This window comes from Agromyces sp. NPDC055658, assembly GCF_053618155.1.
Genome location: NZ_JBSHHD010000017.1, coordinates 72,287 through 89,598, shown reverse-complemented (window position 1 = coordinate 89,598; position 17,312 = coordinate 72,287). Strand labels below are relative to the sequence as shown.

The following is a 17,312-nucleotide window of genomic DNA, read 5'->3' as shown; positions in this document are numbered from 1 at the left end:
GGCGGATGCCTCGGGGCCGACCCCGAGGCATCCGCCGTGCGCGTGCGGGCCGAGGCGGCCCGCACGCGATCTCAGCCGCGACCTGGCGCAGGCGAGCTCGCGACCGGGGAGACGTGCCCGACCAGGTCGGTGGCACGCGCCTCGAGCGTGTGGCGTCCCGGGGCATCGACGACCACATCCTCACCGTCCCACGCCGTCCAGGAGCCGCCGTCGAGGCGGAACTCGACGCTCGCGATGCCGGCGCCGTCGTCGTGCGCCTCGATCGTGAACCGCACCGGACTCCTCGGGCTGCTCACCGCGGGCCGGCGGTCTGCACCGACCTCCACCGACGGTGCGACCGTGTCGACCTTGACGATGCCGTATCCCGCGACCCGCCGATCACCGACGGTCGCCCGGTACTCGACCCGCTGCTCCCCCTGTGCGCCGATCTCGACGGGGCCGTCGGCGGCCGACCACTCGCCGTCGCCGATCCGCACCTCGACGCCCGAGGGCGCGCCCTCGGTGCCGCCGGCGGCGAAGCTCGCGCTCGGGGCGGAGGTGTACCAGCCGTCGGGGCCGTCCGGGGCCTCCGGCGAGAGTTCGGCCGAGATCCATGCCCCGGCCTCCGCGATCGACGGCACCGTGAGCTCGAAGAGGCTGAGGTACGGGCTCAGGTTCTTCGCCGTGACCGTCACGCGGACATGGCGTGCGTCGACCGGCTCGAACGCCACGGTGTCGACGCGCGCCCCCGCGGCCTGCCCGGTCATCGTCGCGGCGGTGGTCCAGGTCGCCCCGTCGTCGGAGACCTCGACGACGTAGTCCTTCGCCGAGGCTCCCTCCCAGGCGAGCACGACCTCGCCGAACTGCTGCTCCGACCCGAGGTCCACGGCGATCCACGGCTGTGCGACGTAGTTCGCCGACCAGCGCGTCTTGTCGTCCCCGTCGATCGCGAGGCTCGGCGGGAATGCTGCGGCCTCGACGCCTGAGGCGGTCGCCGTGGCGCCGCTCGTGAGCGGCTCGGGTGCGAAGACCGACATCCGCCAGGCGCCGAGGTCGCCGCCGTCGGCGCGGATGTCCCGCACGGCGACGTACCGCGCCGACAGCGAGCCCAGCTCGACCGATGCGGCGGTGCCGTCCACGTCGTCGGCGACCTGCTGCCAGAACACGCCGTCGTCGGAGACCGCGACGTCGTAGCTCGCCGGCGCGATCCCGGCCCAGTCGACCTCGAACCGGCCGACCGGCGCCGCCTCGGCGAGTTCGATCCGGACGTCCGCCGTGTCCTCGGTCGTCGCCCACCGAGTGAGGGCGAGACCGTCGGTCAACGACTCGGCCGGCGTGCCCTCGCCGCTCGACGACGCGGTGACGGCCGCCCCGAGACTCAGCTCGCCGGACCGCGCGACTCCCGTCTGGTCGATCGTCGTGAGCCCCGGACCCGAGCCGATCCGCCGCTGCACGGCGACGAACTCGCCGTACGACCGTGTCGGGGTCTGCGAGTCCCAGGTCTTCTGCGCGATCACGGGGAAGGAGTCGCGCACGAGGCCGTGCACGTCGAGTTCGGTGTACTCCTCGTGCACGAGGTCGTTCCAGACCGCGAACATCGCACCCTCGGGCGCCCCTTCGGGCACGACGGCCGTCGAGCCGAGCCGGTTGGGAAGCCACGTGGCGTAGAGGCCCGCGTTGTTCAGACCGTTGCCGTGGTAGTAGTTCGCGAACGGCACGACGTAGAGGTCGCCGTCGTTCGTGTTGATGTAGCGGTACCCGTCGGCCTCGGCCTTGGCCATGCCGTACCAGCCGTTGTTCCAGGCGTTGATGATCACGTCGCGGTCGTATCCGTCGGCCGAGCCGTGCATGACGCTCATGCTGCCCCAGGCCCGCGGCTGCTTGCCGAGCGAGCGGATGTGCTCGGCCATGGTGTTGAAGAACTCGCGGTACTGGTCGGCGCCCGAGCGCGGGTACTCGTCGGCGCCGAAGTGCACGTCGGGGCCCTCGAACCAGGGCACGAACTCGTCGAAGACGGCCTTGATCGTCTCGGTCGACTCGGGCTTGGAGAGGTCGAGGTGGTCGGAGTCGCCGCCGTTGAAGCCGAGTTCGGGCTTCCATCGGATGAACGAGCGCGAGTGCGCCGGTGCGTCGATCTCGGGGATGATCACGACCGCGTGCGCGGCCGCGGTGTCTTCGAAGCTCTGCCAGTCGGCGCGGTCGTAGGCGCCGTCCTCCGACGCGAGCCCGGCGAACGCGGGGTCGTCGCTCTTCAGCCGGAAGCCGTCGTACGCGTCCTCCCAGCCGCCCGCCGGGCGGGCGATCTCGTTGTCGTTGAGGTGGATCTGGAACTCGTTGAGCTTGTACCAGCTCATCATGGTGATGTAGTCGCGCACGAACTCGGGCGTGAAGAAGCGGCGCCCGACGTCGAGCGAGAATCCGCGCACGCCGTGGTTCGGCCAGTCGACGGTCTCGCCCGCGGGCAGCGAGTTGCGCTGGGGCGACTGCACGAGCCCCTGCAGCACCGTCCGCGTGCCGTAGAAGGCGCCCTGCGAGGCCGGGGCGACGATCTCCACCCCGTCGCCGTCGATCGTCAGCCGGTAGCCCTCGGCGCGGAACAGCTCGCCGCCGTCGGCGTGCTCGAGGCCCGGGTCGAGATCCAGCGTGAGGTCACCGGGGCGCGCATCGGCGCCGACCGCGACCTCGGCCGCGAAGCCGGTCGTGGCCTCGAGATCGTCGGCGAACTGGCGCGCGACCGACTCGAGGTCGGCGTCGGCGACGATCCGGCTCTCGGCGCCGAGGACGAAGGCGCCCTCGCCCCCGGTCCACGTCTGCAGCGCGGGAATGACCTCGGGGGCGTCGTTGGTCGCCGCCTGCGCCGGCGCGGGGGTCGTCGCGAGCAGTCCCGCCATCAGCCCGAGCGCCGCGATCGCCGCCGCGCCCCTTCGCCGAGCCGCTCGATGCGTACTGGGAGTTCGTGTGCCGCTCACCCTGGACCTCCTCGTCCTCGTCAACTTCATTGAGTAAACAAACTAAGTTGGCTCGAACCTAGGAGATGCCGGCGGTCCCCGTCAAGGCCGGGATTCCCCGGGGCCGTGCCCCGACGATCGCCGTGAACGACGAGGGCGGACGACTCGGGTCGGCCCCGAGGCATCCGCCCTCTGCACTACGACGAGCGCCTACTTGACGCTGCCCGCCGTGAGGCCGCCGACGAGGCGCTTCTCGATGAGCATGAACAGCACGACGACGGGGATGATCGCCACGATCGACACGCCGAACACGTACTGCCAGCTCGTCGAGTACTGGCCGACGAACTTGGTGAGCGCGACCGACATCGGCTGGTTGCCCGCCGTCGAGAGGATGACGAGCGAGGCCGCGAACTCGTTCCAGCAGGCGACGAAGGTGAACACGATCGCGGTCACGATGCCCGGCCAGACGAGCGGCAGGTTGATCTTGAAGAGCACCGTGAGCCGGCCGGCGCCGTCGATCTGGGCGGCCTCGTCGACCTCCTTCGGGATGCCCGCGAAGAAGGAGTGCATGATCCACACGGCGAACGACAGGTTGAACGCCGCGTTGATGAAGATCATCGCCGCCCAGGTGTCGATCATGCCGAGCGCGGTGAACTGCCGGAACAGGCCCGAGGTGAGCACCGCCGGCTGCAGCATCTGCGTGACGATCACGAGGAAGAGGAACACGAAGCGGAACGGGAACTTGAACCGCGCCGTGTAGTACGCCGCGGGCAGCGCGACCGCGAGCACGAGCAGCGTCGCGAAGACCGAGATCACGATCGTCGAGACCATGTTCTGCGGCAGCGGCGTCTCGGGCGTCGACCACATGTCGAGGTAGTTCTCCCAGTGCCACTCCGTGGGGAAGTAGGTGGGGTCGACCGACAGGATCTGCGACTTCGTCTTCACCGAGCCGAAGAACATGATGAGGTACGGCACGATGAAGACCGCGAGCACGATGAGCCCGGCGAACATGCGCAGCAGCACACGGCCGAGGGGCACCTGGTCTTCGGTGTAGCGACGCTTGCGGGGCGGGGTCTGGCGGCCGGATGCCCCGTGGCCGGCGTCGCTCGCGAGCATCGCGCGGGTTTCGGTGACGGTCACGGTCAGACCTCCTTCATGGGCTTGACGACCTTCACGTACACCGCGACGATCACGATGACGATGACGAACGCGACGACCGAGAGCGCGGACGCGACGTCGACCTTGTGCTGGTTCTGGATGTACTTGAAGATCATCGTCATGATCGTGTCGGCGTCGTAGCCCGGGATCGACCCGGTCATCACCCGCAGGATCGGCAGCGAGTTGAAGACGTTGATGATGTTGATGAGCACCGCGACGCTGAGCGCCCCGCGCAGCTGCGGCAGCACGATCGTGAAGTAGGTGCGCACGGAGCCAGCGCCGTCCATCTTCGCGGCCTCGAGCGTGTCGCCGGGCACGGTCGCGAGTCCCGCGAGGATCGTGTAGGTCGTGAACGGCAGCGACACGAAGATCGCGACGATGATCGACCACATGAACGCGGTGGTCGGGTTCTTCGTCCAGCCGTAGCCCTCGGGGGTGTCGACGAGTCCGATGTCGACGAGGAACTTGTTGATGATGCCGAAGTACGGTTCGAGGCCGTAGTAGACGACCATCGTCGTCATCACGACCGAGGCCGCCCACGGGATGATCACGACGAGCCGCACGAGCTGTCGGCCAGGGAAGGCCTTGTTGAGGATCTGGGCGAGGCCGAGCGAGATCACGACGGTGAACGCCACGACCACGACGACCCAGACGATCGTGCGGAAGAAGATCGGCCAGAAGTACGGGAACTGGAAGACCTCGACGTAGTTGTCGAAGCCGACCGAGCCCTTGTCGAGCCCCGAGAGCGAGATGTCGCGGGTCGAGTTGTAGAACATGACGACGGCCGGGAACAGCACGACGCCGAAGATGAGGATCAGCGCGGGGGTGATCCAGGGAAGGGCGGCGGCGAGGTCGCGGCCGCCGGGCTTGCCTCGGCGGGCGGGCTTCGCGCCCTTCCCGCCTGCCGGCGATCCCCCGGAACGGGGGCGGCCGGCGGCCGCCCCCGTCGGGTTCGGTGATGCGTCGGTCGTGGAGCTCATGGTGCGAGGATCACCGAACCCTTTCCGTGTGGGATCGAGGCGAGCGTCAGCTCGCGTCGACCTGCGCCTGGATCTCGGTCAGCACGTCCTGCGCGGGCTTCGACTGGATCTGGCCGAACAGCGACTTGAACGCGCCGTCGGTGGCCTGCCACTTGGGGTTCGAGCTCGGGTAGAACTGCGCGTCGGGCAGCACCTCGAGGAACGGCGCGAGCGCCTCGTCGTCCTTCAGCTGCTCGGCACCCGACTTGGTGACGGGGAGGAAGCCCTCGGCCTGCACCCACGGCACGTACACGTCGGCCGAGTAGTAGTAGTCGAAGAACTTCTTGATCGCGTCCTGCTTGTCGCCGTCGTTCTGGAAGGCCATGAGCTGGTCCATGACGCCGAGCGTGAAGGGCGAGCCGTCCTTCGTCGGGATCGGGACGATCGAGTAGTTCAGGTCGGGGTTGCCGTCCTCGATCTGGCCGACGGTCGGCGGGAGGCCGACCTGCATGCCGATCTTGCCCTGGACGAAGATCTCCATGAGCGGGGTGCGGTCGGTCGAGCCCGGGTCGGCCTGCGTGGCGCCCGCGTCGATCATCTTCTTGATCTGGTCGGCGCCCGGCAGGTTCTCGGGGATGTCGACCGTGATCTCCTCGGCGTCGCCGAAGGTGCCGCCGCCGCCCCAGAGCCACACGGCCGCCTCGGCCTGCGCCTCTTCCGAGCCGAGCGGCATGCCGTAGCCGGCCACGCCGCCGCCGAGCTTCGAGATCTTGGTGGCCGCGTCGAGCAGCTCGTCCCAGTTGGTCGGCGCAGCGCTCACGCCGGCCTGCTCGAGGAGGTCGTTGTTGACGAACAGCGCGCGGGCCGAGGCGATGAGGGGCAGCGCGTACGCGGTGCCGTCGACCTCGGCGTTCGCGAGGAACGAGTCCTGGAAGTCGCTGTAGGTGTCGTCCGAGACGACGTCCTTCGTCTCGTAGAGCAGGCCGTCGGCCGCGAAGCCGGCGAAGGGGCCGCCGTTGTAGATGTCGGGGGCCTCGCCGCCCTGGATCTTCGTCGTGATGACCGACTCGAGGTTGTCCCACGACTGGACCTCGAGCTTGACGTCGATGTCGGGGTTCTCCTTCTCGAAGCCCTCGATGACGGTGTCCCAGTTGTCCTGGGTGGCGTCGGAGTAGCTCGGAACGAGCATGTTGAGCGTGGTCTTGCCGGAGGCGTCGCCGCCGTCGCTGCCGTTGCCGCCGCCGAAACCGCACGACGCGAGCGTCAGCGACGCGGTGGCCGCGAGCGCGATCGCGGCGCCCAGGCGCAGTGACTTCTTCATTGAATGCTTCCTCACTCTGGTGGTCGGCGCACCGGCGGCGAAGGGTCACGCGCCGGTGCGTTCGCTCGAAAGCTGCAGTGATCGTGAAATCAATTGCAGTTTCATGAACGTTTCGTCGAACAAATGATCAGGTGCGTTCATTCGACGCTGGGCAATCTATTCCGGATGCCTCACGGCCGTCAAGCCGCGGAAGCCATTTGTTATCAGATTTTGTTCAGATCCCTCACAAACCCCGTGTTTGCGGGGTAGTGATGGGAAACGATCTTTTCAATGATCGCTGGACACGGATTGCAGTCATCTGCAATCATTGCTGCGTCAGTGCCCTGCGTCGCCGGGCCCGCCCCACCGACTGGAGATCCCGTGACCGTGCCCAGCGCATCCGCCCCCGCCGCCCACATGGCCGCCGAGCTCGCCTCGCAGCCCGAGACGTGGGCGCGCGCGGCCGAGCTGCGCGACGAGCAGTCGCGCCTCCCCCGGCGCGGCGAGCGCATCGCGGTCGTCGGCTGCGGAACCAGCTGGTTCATGGCGCAGTCGTACGCGTGGCTGCGCGAGTCGGGCGGCCACGGCGAGACCGACGCGTTCGCCGCCTCCGAGGCGTTCGCGCTCCGCGGCTACGACGCGGTCGTCGCCCTCACGCGCTCCGGCACCACGACCGAGGTGCTGCAACTCGTCGAGGAGCTGCGCGGCGAGGTCCGCACGGTGGGGGTCATCGGCGACGCCTCGTCGCCGCTCGTCGGCCTCGTCGACGACGCGATCACCCTGCCGTTCGCCGACGAGCAGTCGGTCGTGCAGACCCGGTTCGCGACGACGGCGCTCGCCCTGTTCCGCGCCTCGCTCGGCGAGGACCTCGCCCCCGCGATCGCCGATGCCGAGCGTGCGCTCGCGAGCGACCTCGACCCCGCGCTCGTCGAGGCGGACCAGTACACGTTCCTGGGCCGCGGCTGGGGCGTCGGCCTCGCCCACGAGGCGGCGCTCAAGATGCGCGAGGCGTCGCAGTCGTGGACCGAGTCGTACCCGTCGATGGAATACCGCCACGGGCCGATCGCGATCGCCGCGCCCGGCCGGGTGACCTGGCAGTTCGGCGAGGCGCCCGAGGGCCTCGCCGCCGATGTGGCCGCGACCGGCGCCCGGTTCGAGACGAGCACGCTCGACCCCATGGCCGACCTCGTGCGCGCGCAGCGCGTCTCGCTCGCCCGTGCGCTCGCCCGCGGGCTCGACCCCGACCAGCCCCGCAACCTCACGCGGTCCGTCATCCTCGAGGGCTGACCCGATGACCGCCGAGCCGATGAGGGAGGACCCGGCTCCGCTGGGTCCCGGCGCCGCCGTGCTCGCATTCGACGTCGGCGGCACCGACACCAAGTCGGGTCTCGTGGATGCCTCGGGCCGGGTGCTCGGGCTCCGCCGCACGCCGACCCCGCTCGACGCGGGCGACCCGGCCGGCGCGATCGCGCGATCGTTCGCCGAGCTCGCCGACGCGCTCCGCGCCGACGCGCCCGGCGTCGTCCCGGTCGCCGTCGGCGTCAGTGTTCCGGGGCTCGTCGACGAAGTGGCCGGCATCGGCATCTTCTCGTCGAACCTCGGCTGGCGCGATGCGCCCATCCGCGACCTCGCCGAGGGCGCGCTCGGCCTCCCGGTCGCCTTCGGGCACGACGTCCGTGCCGCGGGCGACGCCGAGCACCGGCTCGGCGCGGCGCGCGGCTACGACGACGCCGTCGTGCTCGCGATCGGCACGGGCATCGCGAGTTCGATCCTGATCGGAGGACGTCCGTACGCCGGCGGCGGCTACGCCGGGGAGTTCGGGCACTCGCTCGCCGACCCGGCGGGTGAACGCTGCGCGTGCGGGGCGATCGGATGCCTCGAGACGATCGCCTCAGCCGGCGCGATCGCGCGCCGGTACGCCACCGCGACCGGTCGGCCGGTCGCGGGCGCACGGGCGGTGCTCGCTGCCGCGAGCGCCGGCGACGCCACCGCGCGCGGCATCTGGGACGACGCGATCGAGGCTCTGGCCCAGGCCCTCGCGCGACTCGTCGCGAACCTCGCTCCCGAGGCCGTGGTCATCGGCGGCGGCCTGTCGCAGGCCGGCCCGGCGCTGTTCGACCCCCTGGGCGACCGCCTCGACGCGCTGCTGAGCTTCCACCGGCGGCCCGTGCTCGTGCGCGCGTCGCTCGGCGACGATGCGGGCCTGCTCGGCACGGCGCTCGCCGCGCGCGACCTCGCGGCATCCCATGGTTCGGAGAACGACGCGCGGGTGCCTCGAAACCCCGGCGAGGAGACGGCATCGTGATCCTCACCGTGACGGCGAACCCCGCCGAAGACCTCACCTGGCACGTCGACGCGCTGCGCCCCGGGGAGACCCACCGTGTGCCGGCGGGAGTCTCGCGCGCGGGCGGCAAGGGCCTCAACGTCGCGCGCGTGCTCGCCGCCGAGGGCCACGACGTGCTCGCGCTCACGACCGCCGGGGGCGCAGCCGGCGACCGGCTCGTCGCCGATCTCGAACGCAGCGGCATCGCCCACCGCACCGTGACCGTCGCGGGAGAGACCCGGCGCAGCCTCGCGTTCGTCGACGAGGCGAGCGGCGAGACCACGATCTTCAACGAGCTCGGCGCCCCGCTCGAGGCCGCGGAGTCCGCGCAGTTCCTCGCCGAGGCCACCCGGCTCGGTCGTACGGCCTCGGTCGTCGCCGTCTCGGGCAGCCTGCCGCCGGGGCTCGACCCCGCCGATCTCGCGGCCCTCGTGGCGGAGCTCGTCGCGGCCGGCACCGCCGTCATCGTCGACACGAGCGGCCCGGCGCTCGTCGCGGCCGCCCGTGCCGGTGCGACCGTGCTGAAGCCCAACCGCGACGAACTCGCCGAGGTCACCGGCCTCACCGACCCGATGGCGGGCGCCCGCGTCCTCATCGAGGCCGGTGCCCGCCTCGTCGTCGTCTCGCTCGGTTCCGACGGGCTCATGGTCGTCGCCGCGGCGGCGGTCGGAGGCATCCGCGCCCGCCTCGCCGAGCCGTTGCGCGGCAACGCGACCGGCGCCGGCGACGCCGCCGTCGCCGCGATCGCCGCGGCCCTCGCCGCCGCACCGACACTCGCGACCGACCCGGCCGAGCACGGGGCGCGCGTCGCGCTCGCACGCCGGGCCACGGCGTGGTCGGCGTCGGCCGTGCTCATGCCGCTCGCCGGCGCGCTCTCGCCCGAGCACGCGAGCCTCGAGTCCCGGGTCGTCGTCGAGATCGACGGCGGCCCGGAGACCCCGCTCTCCACCTCCGAACCGAAGGCCACCGCATGACGCTCACGTCCACCCGCACCATCCTCGAGGCCGCGGCCGCCGCCGGCACGGGCGTCGGCGCGTTCAACGTGCTCCACCTCGAGACGGCAGAGGCGCTCGCGGGCGCCGCCGAGGAGACCGGGCTGCCCGTGATCCTGCAGCTCTCGGAGAACTGCGTGCGCTACCACGGCGCGTTCGAACCGATCGCACGGGCCACGCTCGCGGTCGCCGAGGCGTCGACGGCGCGGGTCGCCGTGCACCTCGACCACGCGGAGGACGCCGGGCTCGCGCTGCGTGCGATCGACCTCGGGTTCGGCTCGGTCATGTACGACGGGGCGAAGCTCGACTTCGCCGACAACGTCGCGACCACGCAGCGGGTCGTCGACGCAGCGGCGACGCGCGGCGTGCTCGTCGAGGCCGAGCTCGGCGAGATCGGCGGAAAGGACGGCGCGCACGCCCCCGGCGTCCGCACCGACCCCGACGAGGCGGCCCGATTCGTCGCCGAGACGGGCGTCGACGCGCTCGCGGTGGCCGTCGGCTCGTCGCACGCGATGACCGAGCGCGTCGCCGCGCTCGACCTCGAGCTCATCGCCCGGCTGCGCGCCGCCGTGCCGGTGCCGCTCGTGCTGCACGGGTCGTCGGGCGTGCCCGACGAGACGATCGTCGCCGGCATCGCCGCCGGCCTCACCAAGATCAACGTGTCGACGCACCTGAACAAGGCGTTCACGGGGGCGATCCGGGAGTTCCTCGCGGAGCACCCCGCCGCCGTAGACTCTCGCAAGTACGTCGCGGCGGGCCGCGACGCGGTGCGCATCGAAGCGGGCCGGATGCTGCGGCTCTTCGCCTCGGCCGGGGCCGGGGCCGGGAAGGACGGGATCGGATGAATCGCGCGGAACGGCTGAGCGCCGTCCTCGATCTTCTCGCCGACGGCGGGCAGGTCGAGGTCGAGCAGATCGTCGAACGGCTGAACGTGTCGCCCGCGACCGCCCGTCGCGACCTCGACGCGCTCGCGAGCCAGCAGCTGCTCACCCGCACCCGTGGCGGCGCGGTCGCGCATTCGGTCGCGTACGACCTTCCGATCCGGTACAAGAACCAGCAGAACCCCGAGTCCAAGGCCGCGATCGCGCGGGCCGCGAGCGCGATGGTGCCGCGCGGCGCCGTGATCGGGCTGTGCGGCGGCACGACGGCGACCGCGATCGTCGAGGCGCTCATGTCGCGTGCCGACATCATGGAGCCGGCGACCGACCCGAGCCTCACCGTCGTGACGAACGCGATCAACATCGCCATGCAGCTCGCGATCCGGCCCCAGATCAAGACGGTCGTCACGGGCGGTGTCGTGCACGCGCGCTCGTACGAGCTCGTCGGCGCCTACACCGACGCGGTGCTCGGCAGCGTCACGCTCGACTACGCCTTCATCGGGGTCAACGGCATCGACCCGGCGCTCGGCCCGACCTCGCACGACGAACGGGAGGCGGCCGTCAACGCGCTGATGGCGTCGCGCGCGACGCACCCCGTGATCGTCGCCGACTCGTCGAAGCTCGACAAGCGGGCATTCGCGGCGATCGGACCGCGGCGGCTCTTCTCGACGATCATCACCGATTCGGGGGTCACCGAGGAGCAGCTGGCCCGTCTCGCCGACCACGGGTACGACGTTATCGTTGCTTAGGTGAGCACCCCCGACGAATCCTCGCCTGCTTCGACCGTCATCCACTCGGCGCGCCTCGTGTCGGGCTTCGACAGCGTCCCCGACGCGTGGGTGCGGTTCGAGGGCGGCCGCGTCGCCGAGCGCGGGCTCGGCGACGGATGGCGCGCTGCACTCGACCCGGCGACGAGCGTGACGGATGCCTCGGGGCGGTTCCTCGTACCCGGGTTCATCGATCTGCACTGCCACGGCGCCGGCGGCTTCGCCGTCGACGAGGGCGACGAGGCGATCGAGGCCATCCTCGCGGTGCACAACGCGCACGGCACGACGCGCTCGGTGCTCTCGCTCGTGACCGCTTCCGTCGATCGGCTCGCCGAGCAGGTCGCCTCGATCGCGCGGTTCGCGGCGCGCGACCCGCGGGTGCTCGGTTCGCATCTCGAAGGGCCGTTCCTCGACGACGGGTACCGCGGTGCGCACGACCCGGCGCTCCTGCGTGCGCCCGACACCGGGGCGGTCGACCTGCTGCTCGCCGCCGCGGGCGGAACGCTGCGCCAGATCACCATCGCCCCCGAGCACGACGGCGCCGCCGCGGCGATCGCGCGGTTCGTCGATGCGGGGGTCGTCGTCGCCGTCGGGCACACGGGCGCCGACTTCGCGACGGCGCTCGCGGCGTTCGATGCGGGGGCGTCGATCCTGACGCACGCGTTCAACGGCATGCGAGGCATCCACCACCGTGCCCCCGGGCCGGTCGTGGCGGCGATGCACGCCGACCACGTGACCCTCGAGATCATCAACGACGGCGTGCACGTGCACCCCGACGTCGTGAGGCTCGCGTTCTCGGGCGCCCCCGGCAGGGTCGCCCTCATCACGGACGCGATGGCCGCGGCCGGCGCCGCCGACGGCGAGTACGTCCTGGGGTCGCTCGAGGTCGTCGTCGCCGACGGCATCGCGCGCCTGCGCGAGGGCGGATCGATCGCCGGCTCGACGCTCACGCTCGACGAGGCGCTCCGCCGCACGGTCGTCGAGTGCGGGATCCCGTTCGACCAGGCGATCGCGGCGCTCACGATGGTGCCCGCAGCGGCGATCGGCCGAGCGCACGACCTCGGCCGGCTCGATCGCGGCTACGCGGCGGATGCGGTGCTGCTCGGCGAGCAGCTCGACGTGCAGGCCGTGTGGTCGGGCGGCGTCCGGCTGGTCTGATCTCCGGGGGCGCGCAGTCCTGAGGGCTGCCCTGTTCCCGATCGCGTCTGACGAGAGAGGGTGGGCCAGTCGAGAGCGAGGGCGGGGCCCCGAGGCGTGTTCCCCATCGCCTCCGGACCCCAGCCCGATCGAGCGACGCGCCTCCCCCGGCGCGACCGCTGCTCCGCCGGCGGGTACCCGGCGGCCGTCTCGGTCTTCGGGTCCCCGAGACGGCGGTTCTCGGAGGGCGATTCTCACGCCCTCACCCCATGAGACGGGGTCGATGCGGATCTATGACGCGATTCCCGGAGAAATCTGCTGGAATTGGTGACATCCGCCCGGGCGCGTCATGATCAGCCCGTTCTCGCGTCTCTCGGGTGGGCCACCACTCGCGCCCGCGGGTGACGACCCGATCCGCCGACCGCACCCCACTGATCAGAAGGAGCCGCGTGCCCCCCGTGCGCACCGACCATGCCGCCGACGCGGCGCTCATCGAGCGCACCCGCCGGGGCGACTCCGCGGCGTACGGCGAGCTCTGGCAGCGGCATGCGGCCTCGGGCAGGACCGTCGCCCGCTCGTACAGCTCGCTCGATCCCGACGACCTCGTCGCCGAGTCGTTCACGCGCATCTACGACGCGATCCTCGCGGGCAAGGGCCCGACGGCCGCGTTCCGCCCGTATCTGTTCACGACCATCCGGAACACGGCCGCGAGCTGGGGCCGTGCACGCCACGAGACGAACCTCGAGACCCTCGAGTCGTTCGAGGACCCCGAGACGAGCGAGTCGGCGACCCTCGAGGCGCTCGACCGCTCGACGACGGCGCAGGCCTTCCGATCCTTGCCCACCAGGTGGCAGGAGGTGCTCTGGTACAGCGAGGTCGAGGGGATGACGCCGCAGCAGATCGCTCCGCTCGTCGGCATGAGCGCGAACTCGACGGCTGCGCTCGCGTACCGGGCGCGCGAGGGTCTCCGCCAGGCGTGGATCCAGGCGCACCTCAAGAACGCGACCGAGCCAGAGTGCCGCTGGACGATCGATCGGCTCGGCACGTACACCCGCGGCAAGCTGCGCGCCCGCGACACGGCGAAGCTCGAGGCCCATCTCGACGACTGCGCCCGCTGCACGATCGTGGCGGCCGAGGCCCGGGAGGTCGGTTCGCGCCTCGCGCTCGTGCTGCTGCCGCTCGCGGCCGGCATCGGCGGTGCGACCGCCTATTCGGCCTGGCTGTCCCAGGGCACGGCCGTCACGACCCTCGCCATGGGTGCCGGCGGCGTGGGCGCTGCAGGAGCCGGCGCCGCGTCGACCGGGACGGCGGGCGCGGCAAGCGCGGCCGGTTCCTCTGGTGCTGCGTCGTCGACGGGAGCCGCGGGCTCGGCCGGTGCCGCCGGCTCGGGGGTCGCGGTCGGCACGGGTGTCGCGATCGGCGCGGGGGCACTGGTGCTCGCCGCGGCGGCCGTCGCGATCGCCGTCATCGCACCGAGCCTGGTCGCGACGAACGATCCCGTCGCCGCTCCCGTGAACGACGCCGTCGGCGAGCCGCCGGCAGCCCCCGAGGCGGCCGAGGCGCCGGCCCCCGCCGCACCGCCCCCACCCGTCGACGAGTCGGCGCCGGTTCCGCCCGACGACGATGCCGTCGCGGACCCCGCCCCTGCGCCGGGCGACACCGAGGCGCGATCCACGCCGCCGGCTCCCGCACCGACACCGTCGCCCACGCCGGCCCCCACGCCGACGCCGACCCCCACGCCGACGCCCACGCCCACGCCCACGCCCACGCCCACGCCGACGCCGATCGACACCGAGGCGCTGGCGCCCGAGCTCTTCGAACCGGACACCGGCGGCGGGCTCGTCGAGCCCGTCGTCTCGGGCACCGCCGAGCCCGGAGCGACGGTCACGGTGAGCGCCGGCGCCGGAGCCGCACGAATCGCGGCGACGTCTTCGACCGCGGGCGGCTGGCAGACCACCGCCGACGCCGATGGCGCCTGGTCGCTGACCCTCGACGGCGTGCCTGCAGGCGATTCCGTCTACCGCGCCGTGCAGGTCGACGTGGCGGGCAACCAATCCGAACCGACCGAGTTCGCGGTGCACCTCGCGACGCCGCCGAGGCTCAAGCTCTTCGTCTGGAAGGGCATCCTCTGGCGCATCGACGTGAGCGACGGGATCGCGGGCGCCGACGCCGATCTCGTCGTCGACGGCTCGACGTGGCACACGTTCACGCTCGACCGACGCGGTTCGGCGCGCTTCCGGCTCGTCGACGACGCCGAGTCGCTCCGGTCGATGACCGTGCGCTACCGCGTCGGCGACCGAGTGGGTCCCGTCGGCCAGGCCACGTCCTCCCAGGACGAGCCGGTCACGGCCTCCCCGAGCGCCGGCTGAGGCCGCGCGCCCGGTAATCTGGGCGGATGACGACGGATGCCGCGCCAGAACGCCTGTACCACTGGGTCGTGACCCTGAGCTGCGTCGACGGACCGGGCATCGTGCACGCGATCTCAGGTGCCATCGTCGCCTCCGGCGGCAACATCACCGAGAGCCAGCAGTTCGCGAGCCTCGACACCGGCCGCTTCTTCATGCGGTTGCAGGTCGAGTCGCCGGCCACCCGTGCCGACTTCGAGGCCGCGCTCGCGCCGGTGACCGAGCGGTGGAGCATGCAGTGGCACCTCGACGAGGTCGGCCGGCCGCTGCGCACGCTCGTGCTCGCCTCGACGGCCGGGCACTGCGTCAACGACCTGCTGTTCCGCCAGCGTGCGGGGCAGCTGCCGGTCGAGATCCCGCTCGTGCTCTCGAACCACGGCACGCTGCGCGACCTCGTCGACTTCTACGGGGTCCCGTTCGAGTCGGCCGCGGTCACGAGCCCCGCCGAGAAGGCCGAGTTCGAGCGGCGCGTGCTCGCCGCGATCGACGAGCACGACATCGAGCTCGTCGTGCTCGCCCGGTACATGCAGATCCTCTCCCCCGAGCTGTGCGAGGCCCTCGCGGGCCGCTGCATCAACATCCACCATTCGTTCCTGCCGGGATTCAAGGGCGCGAACCCCTATCGGCAGGCCCACGCGCGCGGCGTGAAGCTCATCGGGGCGACGGCGCACTTCGTGACGAGCGACCTCGACGAGGGCCCGATCATCGAGCAGAACGTCGTGCGCGTCGACCACTCGCGATCCGTCGCCGAGCTCGTCGCGATCGGTCAAGACGAAGAGAGCCGCACCCTCAGCCAGGCGGTCAAGTGGTTCGCCGAGCGCCGCGTGCTGCTCGACGGCGCCCGCACCATCATCTTCCGCTGAGTCGCGCGGGTAGACTCGAGGGTTGTGAGCAACGCACCCCAGCCCGCGCAGTCCGCCCAGCCGAAGATCGGGCCGAACGACATCCTGCGGTTCTTCCTCGAGCTGTTCGCGATCGTCTCGCTCGGCATCTTCGGCTTCACCGCGTTCGCGCTGCCGTGGCCGGGCATCCTCGTCGGCATCGGCGCCCCCGCGCTGGCGATCCTGCTCTGGGGCCTGTTCCGCTCACCCAAGGCCGTCTTCCGGGTCGACCCGTTCGTGAAGGCGCTCGTCGAGATCGCCGTGTTCTCGTCGGCCGCGATCGCGTGGTGGATCATGGGCCAGCCCGTCGTCGCCGTCGTCTTCGCCGTGATCGCCGCAGTGAGCGGCATCATCAACGGGCGCAAGGAACTGGCGGGCTGACGACGCGACCCCGCTCCGCCTGCCGGGCGGGCGGGGTGCGTGGTCGCTGCCGAGCCTTCAGGCCTCCACGGCCGCCTCGGCATCGGGCTCCGCGCCGCCCGCCGTGCGGAAGTGCCCCACCACGCTGAGCAGCAGCCCGCCGACGGCCCACGCGGCGAGCACGAGCCACGGGAAGGTCGTGTCGGCCGCCGGGAAGTACGAGAGGTCGCGCACGAGCGTCGCGGCGGCGCCCGGCGGGAACCATTGGCCGATCTCGCCCCATGGCTCGGCGATGAACTCCTTCGGGATCGCCGCCGCCGAGATCGGGTTGGCGAACAGCAGCATGACGACGGGACCCACGGCGATGCCGGCCCGGCCGAAGAGGGCGACGAAGCCCGTGATCGGCGCCGCGATCGCTGCGAGGGCGAGTCCGATCGCGGCGGCGTTGAGCCAGTAGTCGCCCTGCAGCGCACCGAACCAGCCCTGCAGGATGCCGGCGAGCACGAGCCCGCCCGCGGCGGCGTAGACCACGACGGCGAGCACCCGGCGCATCGCGCCGATCACCGAGAGCGAGATGGCGATGCCGCCGAGCATGCCGCCGAGCACGAGCGGGAAGAGCGCGGCCGCGAGCCCCGTGCCGCGCGGGTCGGTGTCGGCGAGCGGTACGACATCGGTGACCGCGACGTCGATGTGCGGCGGCGCGGTCGGAGCACCGGCCGCCTCTGCGGCCGCCGCCGCCTGCGCGTTGACGCCCTCTTCGAGGTTCGTCGCGACCGTGCCGAGCAGTTGGGCGACGACGAGGCTCCCGGCCGACGTGGTGAGCACCTCTGGCGCCTGGCCGAGCACCACGGCGCCGTAGACCTCGCGGGTCTCGATCGCGCTGACGGCGGCATCACGGTCGTCGACCTCGACGAACGCGATCGCGCCCGGCTGCTGCTCGTCGACGGCCGCCTCGGCCGCATCGACGGCCTCGGCCGGGCCGGTGATCGCGATCGGCAGGTCCTTCGCCTCCGCCGTGACCGACGGCCACGAGAAGCCGAGCACGATGACCGCGACGACGGCGGCGAGGGCGAGGCCGAGTCCGACGACGCGTGCGATGGGGGTATGCCGGTTCACGGCATCGGCGTGGGGCATGGTTGGCGCCTCCTCAGGGCGAGCGGCCGTGGCGGCGGGCAGCGGCGTTCGGCCCGGCCGCCCTGCCTCATCGGCATCTATAAAACGAATG

The 17,312-nt window shown here is 71.8% G+C and carries 14 protein-coding genes; 9 read left to right on the top strand and 5 right to left on the bottom strand.

Features of this window, described 5'->3' with window-relative positions; all coding sequences use genetic code 11:
* Positions 1-71 precede the first annotated feature (71 nt).
* The 4 genes from ACWGPE_RS10145 to ACWGPE_RS10130 form a co-directional block, all read right to left on the bottom strand.
* Positions 72-2,948 (bottom strand): discoidin domain-containing protein, encoded by a 2,877-nt coding sequence (locus ACWGPE_RS10145; RefSeq protein ID WP_452048620.1) that lies wholly within the window; start codon positions 2,946-2,948, stop codon positions 72-74.
* A 189-nt stretch (positions 2,949-3,137) separates the two neighbouring features.
* Positions 3,138-4,067: a carbohydrate ABC transporter permease gene (locus ACWGPE_RS10140; RefSeq protein ID WP_231430200.1), complete on the bottom strand. Its 930-nt coding sequence runs from the start codon at positions 4,065-4,067 to the stop codon at positions 3,138-3,140.
* 2 nt (positions 4,068-4,069) lie between these two features.
* Positions 4,070-5,065 (bottom strand): carbohydrate ABC transporter permease, encoded by a 996-nt coding sequence (locus ACWGPE_RS10135; RefSeq protein ID WP_231430199.1) that lies wholly within the window; start codon positions 5,063-5,065, stop codon positions 4,070-4,072.
* 46 nt (positions 5,066-5,111) lie between these two features.
* Entirely contained in the window at positions 5,112-6,365 is a 1,254-nt protein-coding gene (locus tag ACWGPE_RS10130; RefSeq protein ID WP_231430198.1) for an extracellular solute-binding protein, read from the bottom strand.
* A gap of 396 nt (positions 6,366-6,761) precedes the next feature.
* On the opposite strand from ACWGPE_RS10130, the gene ACWGPE_RS10125 reads away from it, so the two are divergent.
* From ACWGPE_RS10125 to ACWGPE_RS10085, 9 genes are all read left to right on the top strand, one after another.
* Positions 6,762-7,631 (top strand): SIS domain-containing protein, encoded by an 870-nt coding sequence (locus tag ACWGPE_RS10125; protein WP_231432282.1) that lies wholly within the window; start codon positions 6,762-6,764, stop codon positions 7,629-7,631.
* 4 nt (positions 7,632-7,635) lie between these two features.
* Entirely contained in the window at positions 7,636-8,649 is a 1,014-nt protein-coding gene (locus ACWGPE_RS10120) for an ROK family protein (protein WP_376931289.1), read from the top strand.
* Entirely contained in the window at positions 8,646-9,641 is a 996-nt protein-coding gene (locus tag ACWGPE_RS10115) for a 1-phosphofructokinase family hexose kinase (RefSeq protein ID WP_376931288.1), read from the top strand. The genes ACWGPE_RS10120 and ACWGPE_RS10115 overlap by 4 nt, the downstream gene beginning before the upstream one ends.
* A complete protein-coding gene (locus tag ACWGPE_RS10110; protein ID WP_452048619.1) occupies positions 9,638-10,504 on the top strand; it encodes a class II fructose-bisphosphate aldolase in 867 nt (288 codons plus the stop codon). The genes ACWGPE_RS10115 and ACWGPE_RS10110 overlap by 4 nt, the downstream gene beginning before the upstream one ends.
* Positions 10,501-11,286: a DeoR/GlpR family DNA-binding transcription regulator gene (locus ACWGPE_RS10105; protein ID WP_231430194.1), complete on the top strand. Its 786-nt coding sequence runs from the start codon at positions 10,501-10,503 to the stop codon at positions 11,284-11,286. The genes ACWGPE_RS10110 and ACWGPE_RS10105 overlap by 4 nt, the downstream gene beginning before the upstream one ends.
* A complete protein-coding gene (gene nagA, locus ACWGPE_RS10100) occupies positions 11,287-12,462 on the top strand; it encodes an N-acetylglucosamine-6-phosphate deacetylase (RefSeq protein WP_452048618.1) in 1,176 nt (391 codons plus the stop codon).
* A gap of 428 nt (positions 12,463-12,890) precedes the next feature.
* Positions 12,891-14,810, top strand: coding sequence for a sigma-70 family RNA polymerase sigma factor (locus tag ACWGPE_RS10095; protein ID WP_452048617.1), 1,920 nt, complete (start codon positions 12,891-12,893; stop codon positions 14,808-14,810).
* A gap of 26 nt (positions 14,811-14,836) precedes the next feature.
* A complete protein-coding gene (purU, locus tag ACWGPE_RS10090) occupies positions 14,837-15,709 on the top strand; it encodes a formyltetrahydrofolate deformylase (RefSeq protein ID WP_231430190.1) in 873 nt (290 codons plus the stop codon).
* A 24-nt stretch (positions 15,710-15,733) separates the two neighbouring features.
* A complete protein-coding gene (locus ACWGPE_RS10085) occupies positions 15,734-16,108 on the top strand; it encodes a YrdB family protein (RefSeq protein ID WP_231430189.1) in 375 nt (124 codons plus the stop codon).
* A gap of 57 nt (positions 16,109-16,165) precedes the next feature.
* Here ACWGPE_RS10085 and ACWGPE_RS10080 read toward each other — a convergent pair whose 3' ends face one another.
* Positions 16,166-17,221 (bottom strand): hypothetical protein, encoded by a 1,056-nt coding sequence (locus ACWGPE_RS10080; protein WP_452048616.1) that lies wholly within the window; start codon positions 17,219-17,221, stop codon positions 16,166-16,168.
* Between the last annotated feature and the right edge of the window lie 91 nt (positions 17,222-17,312).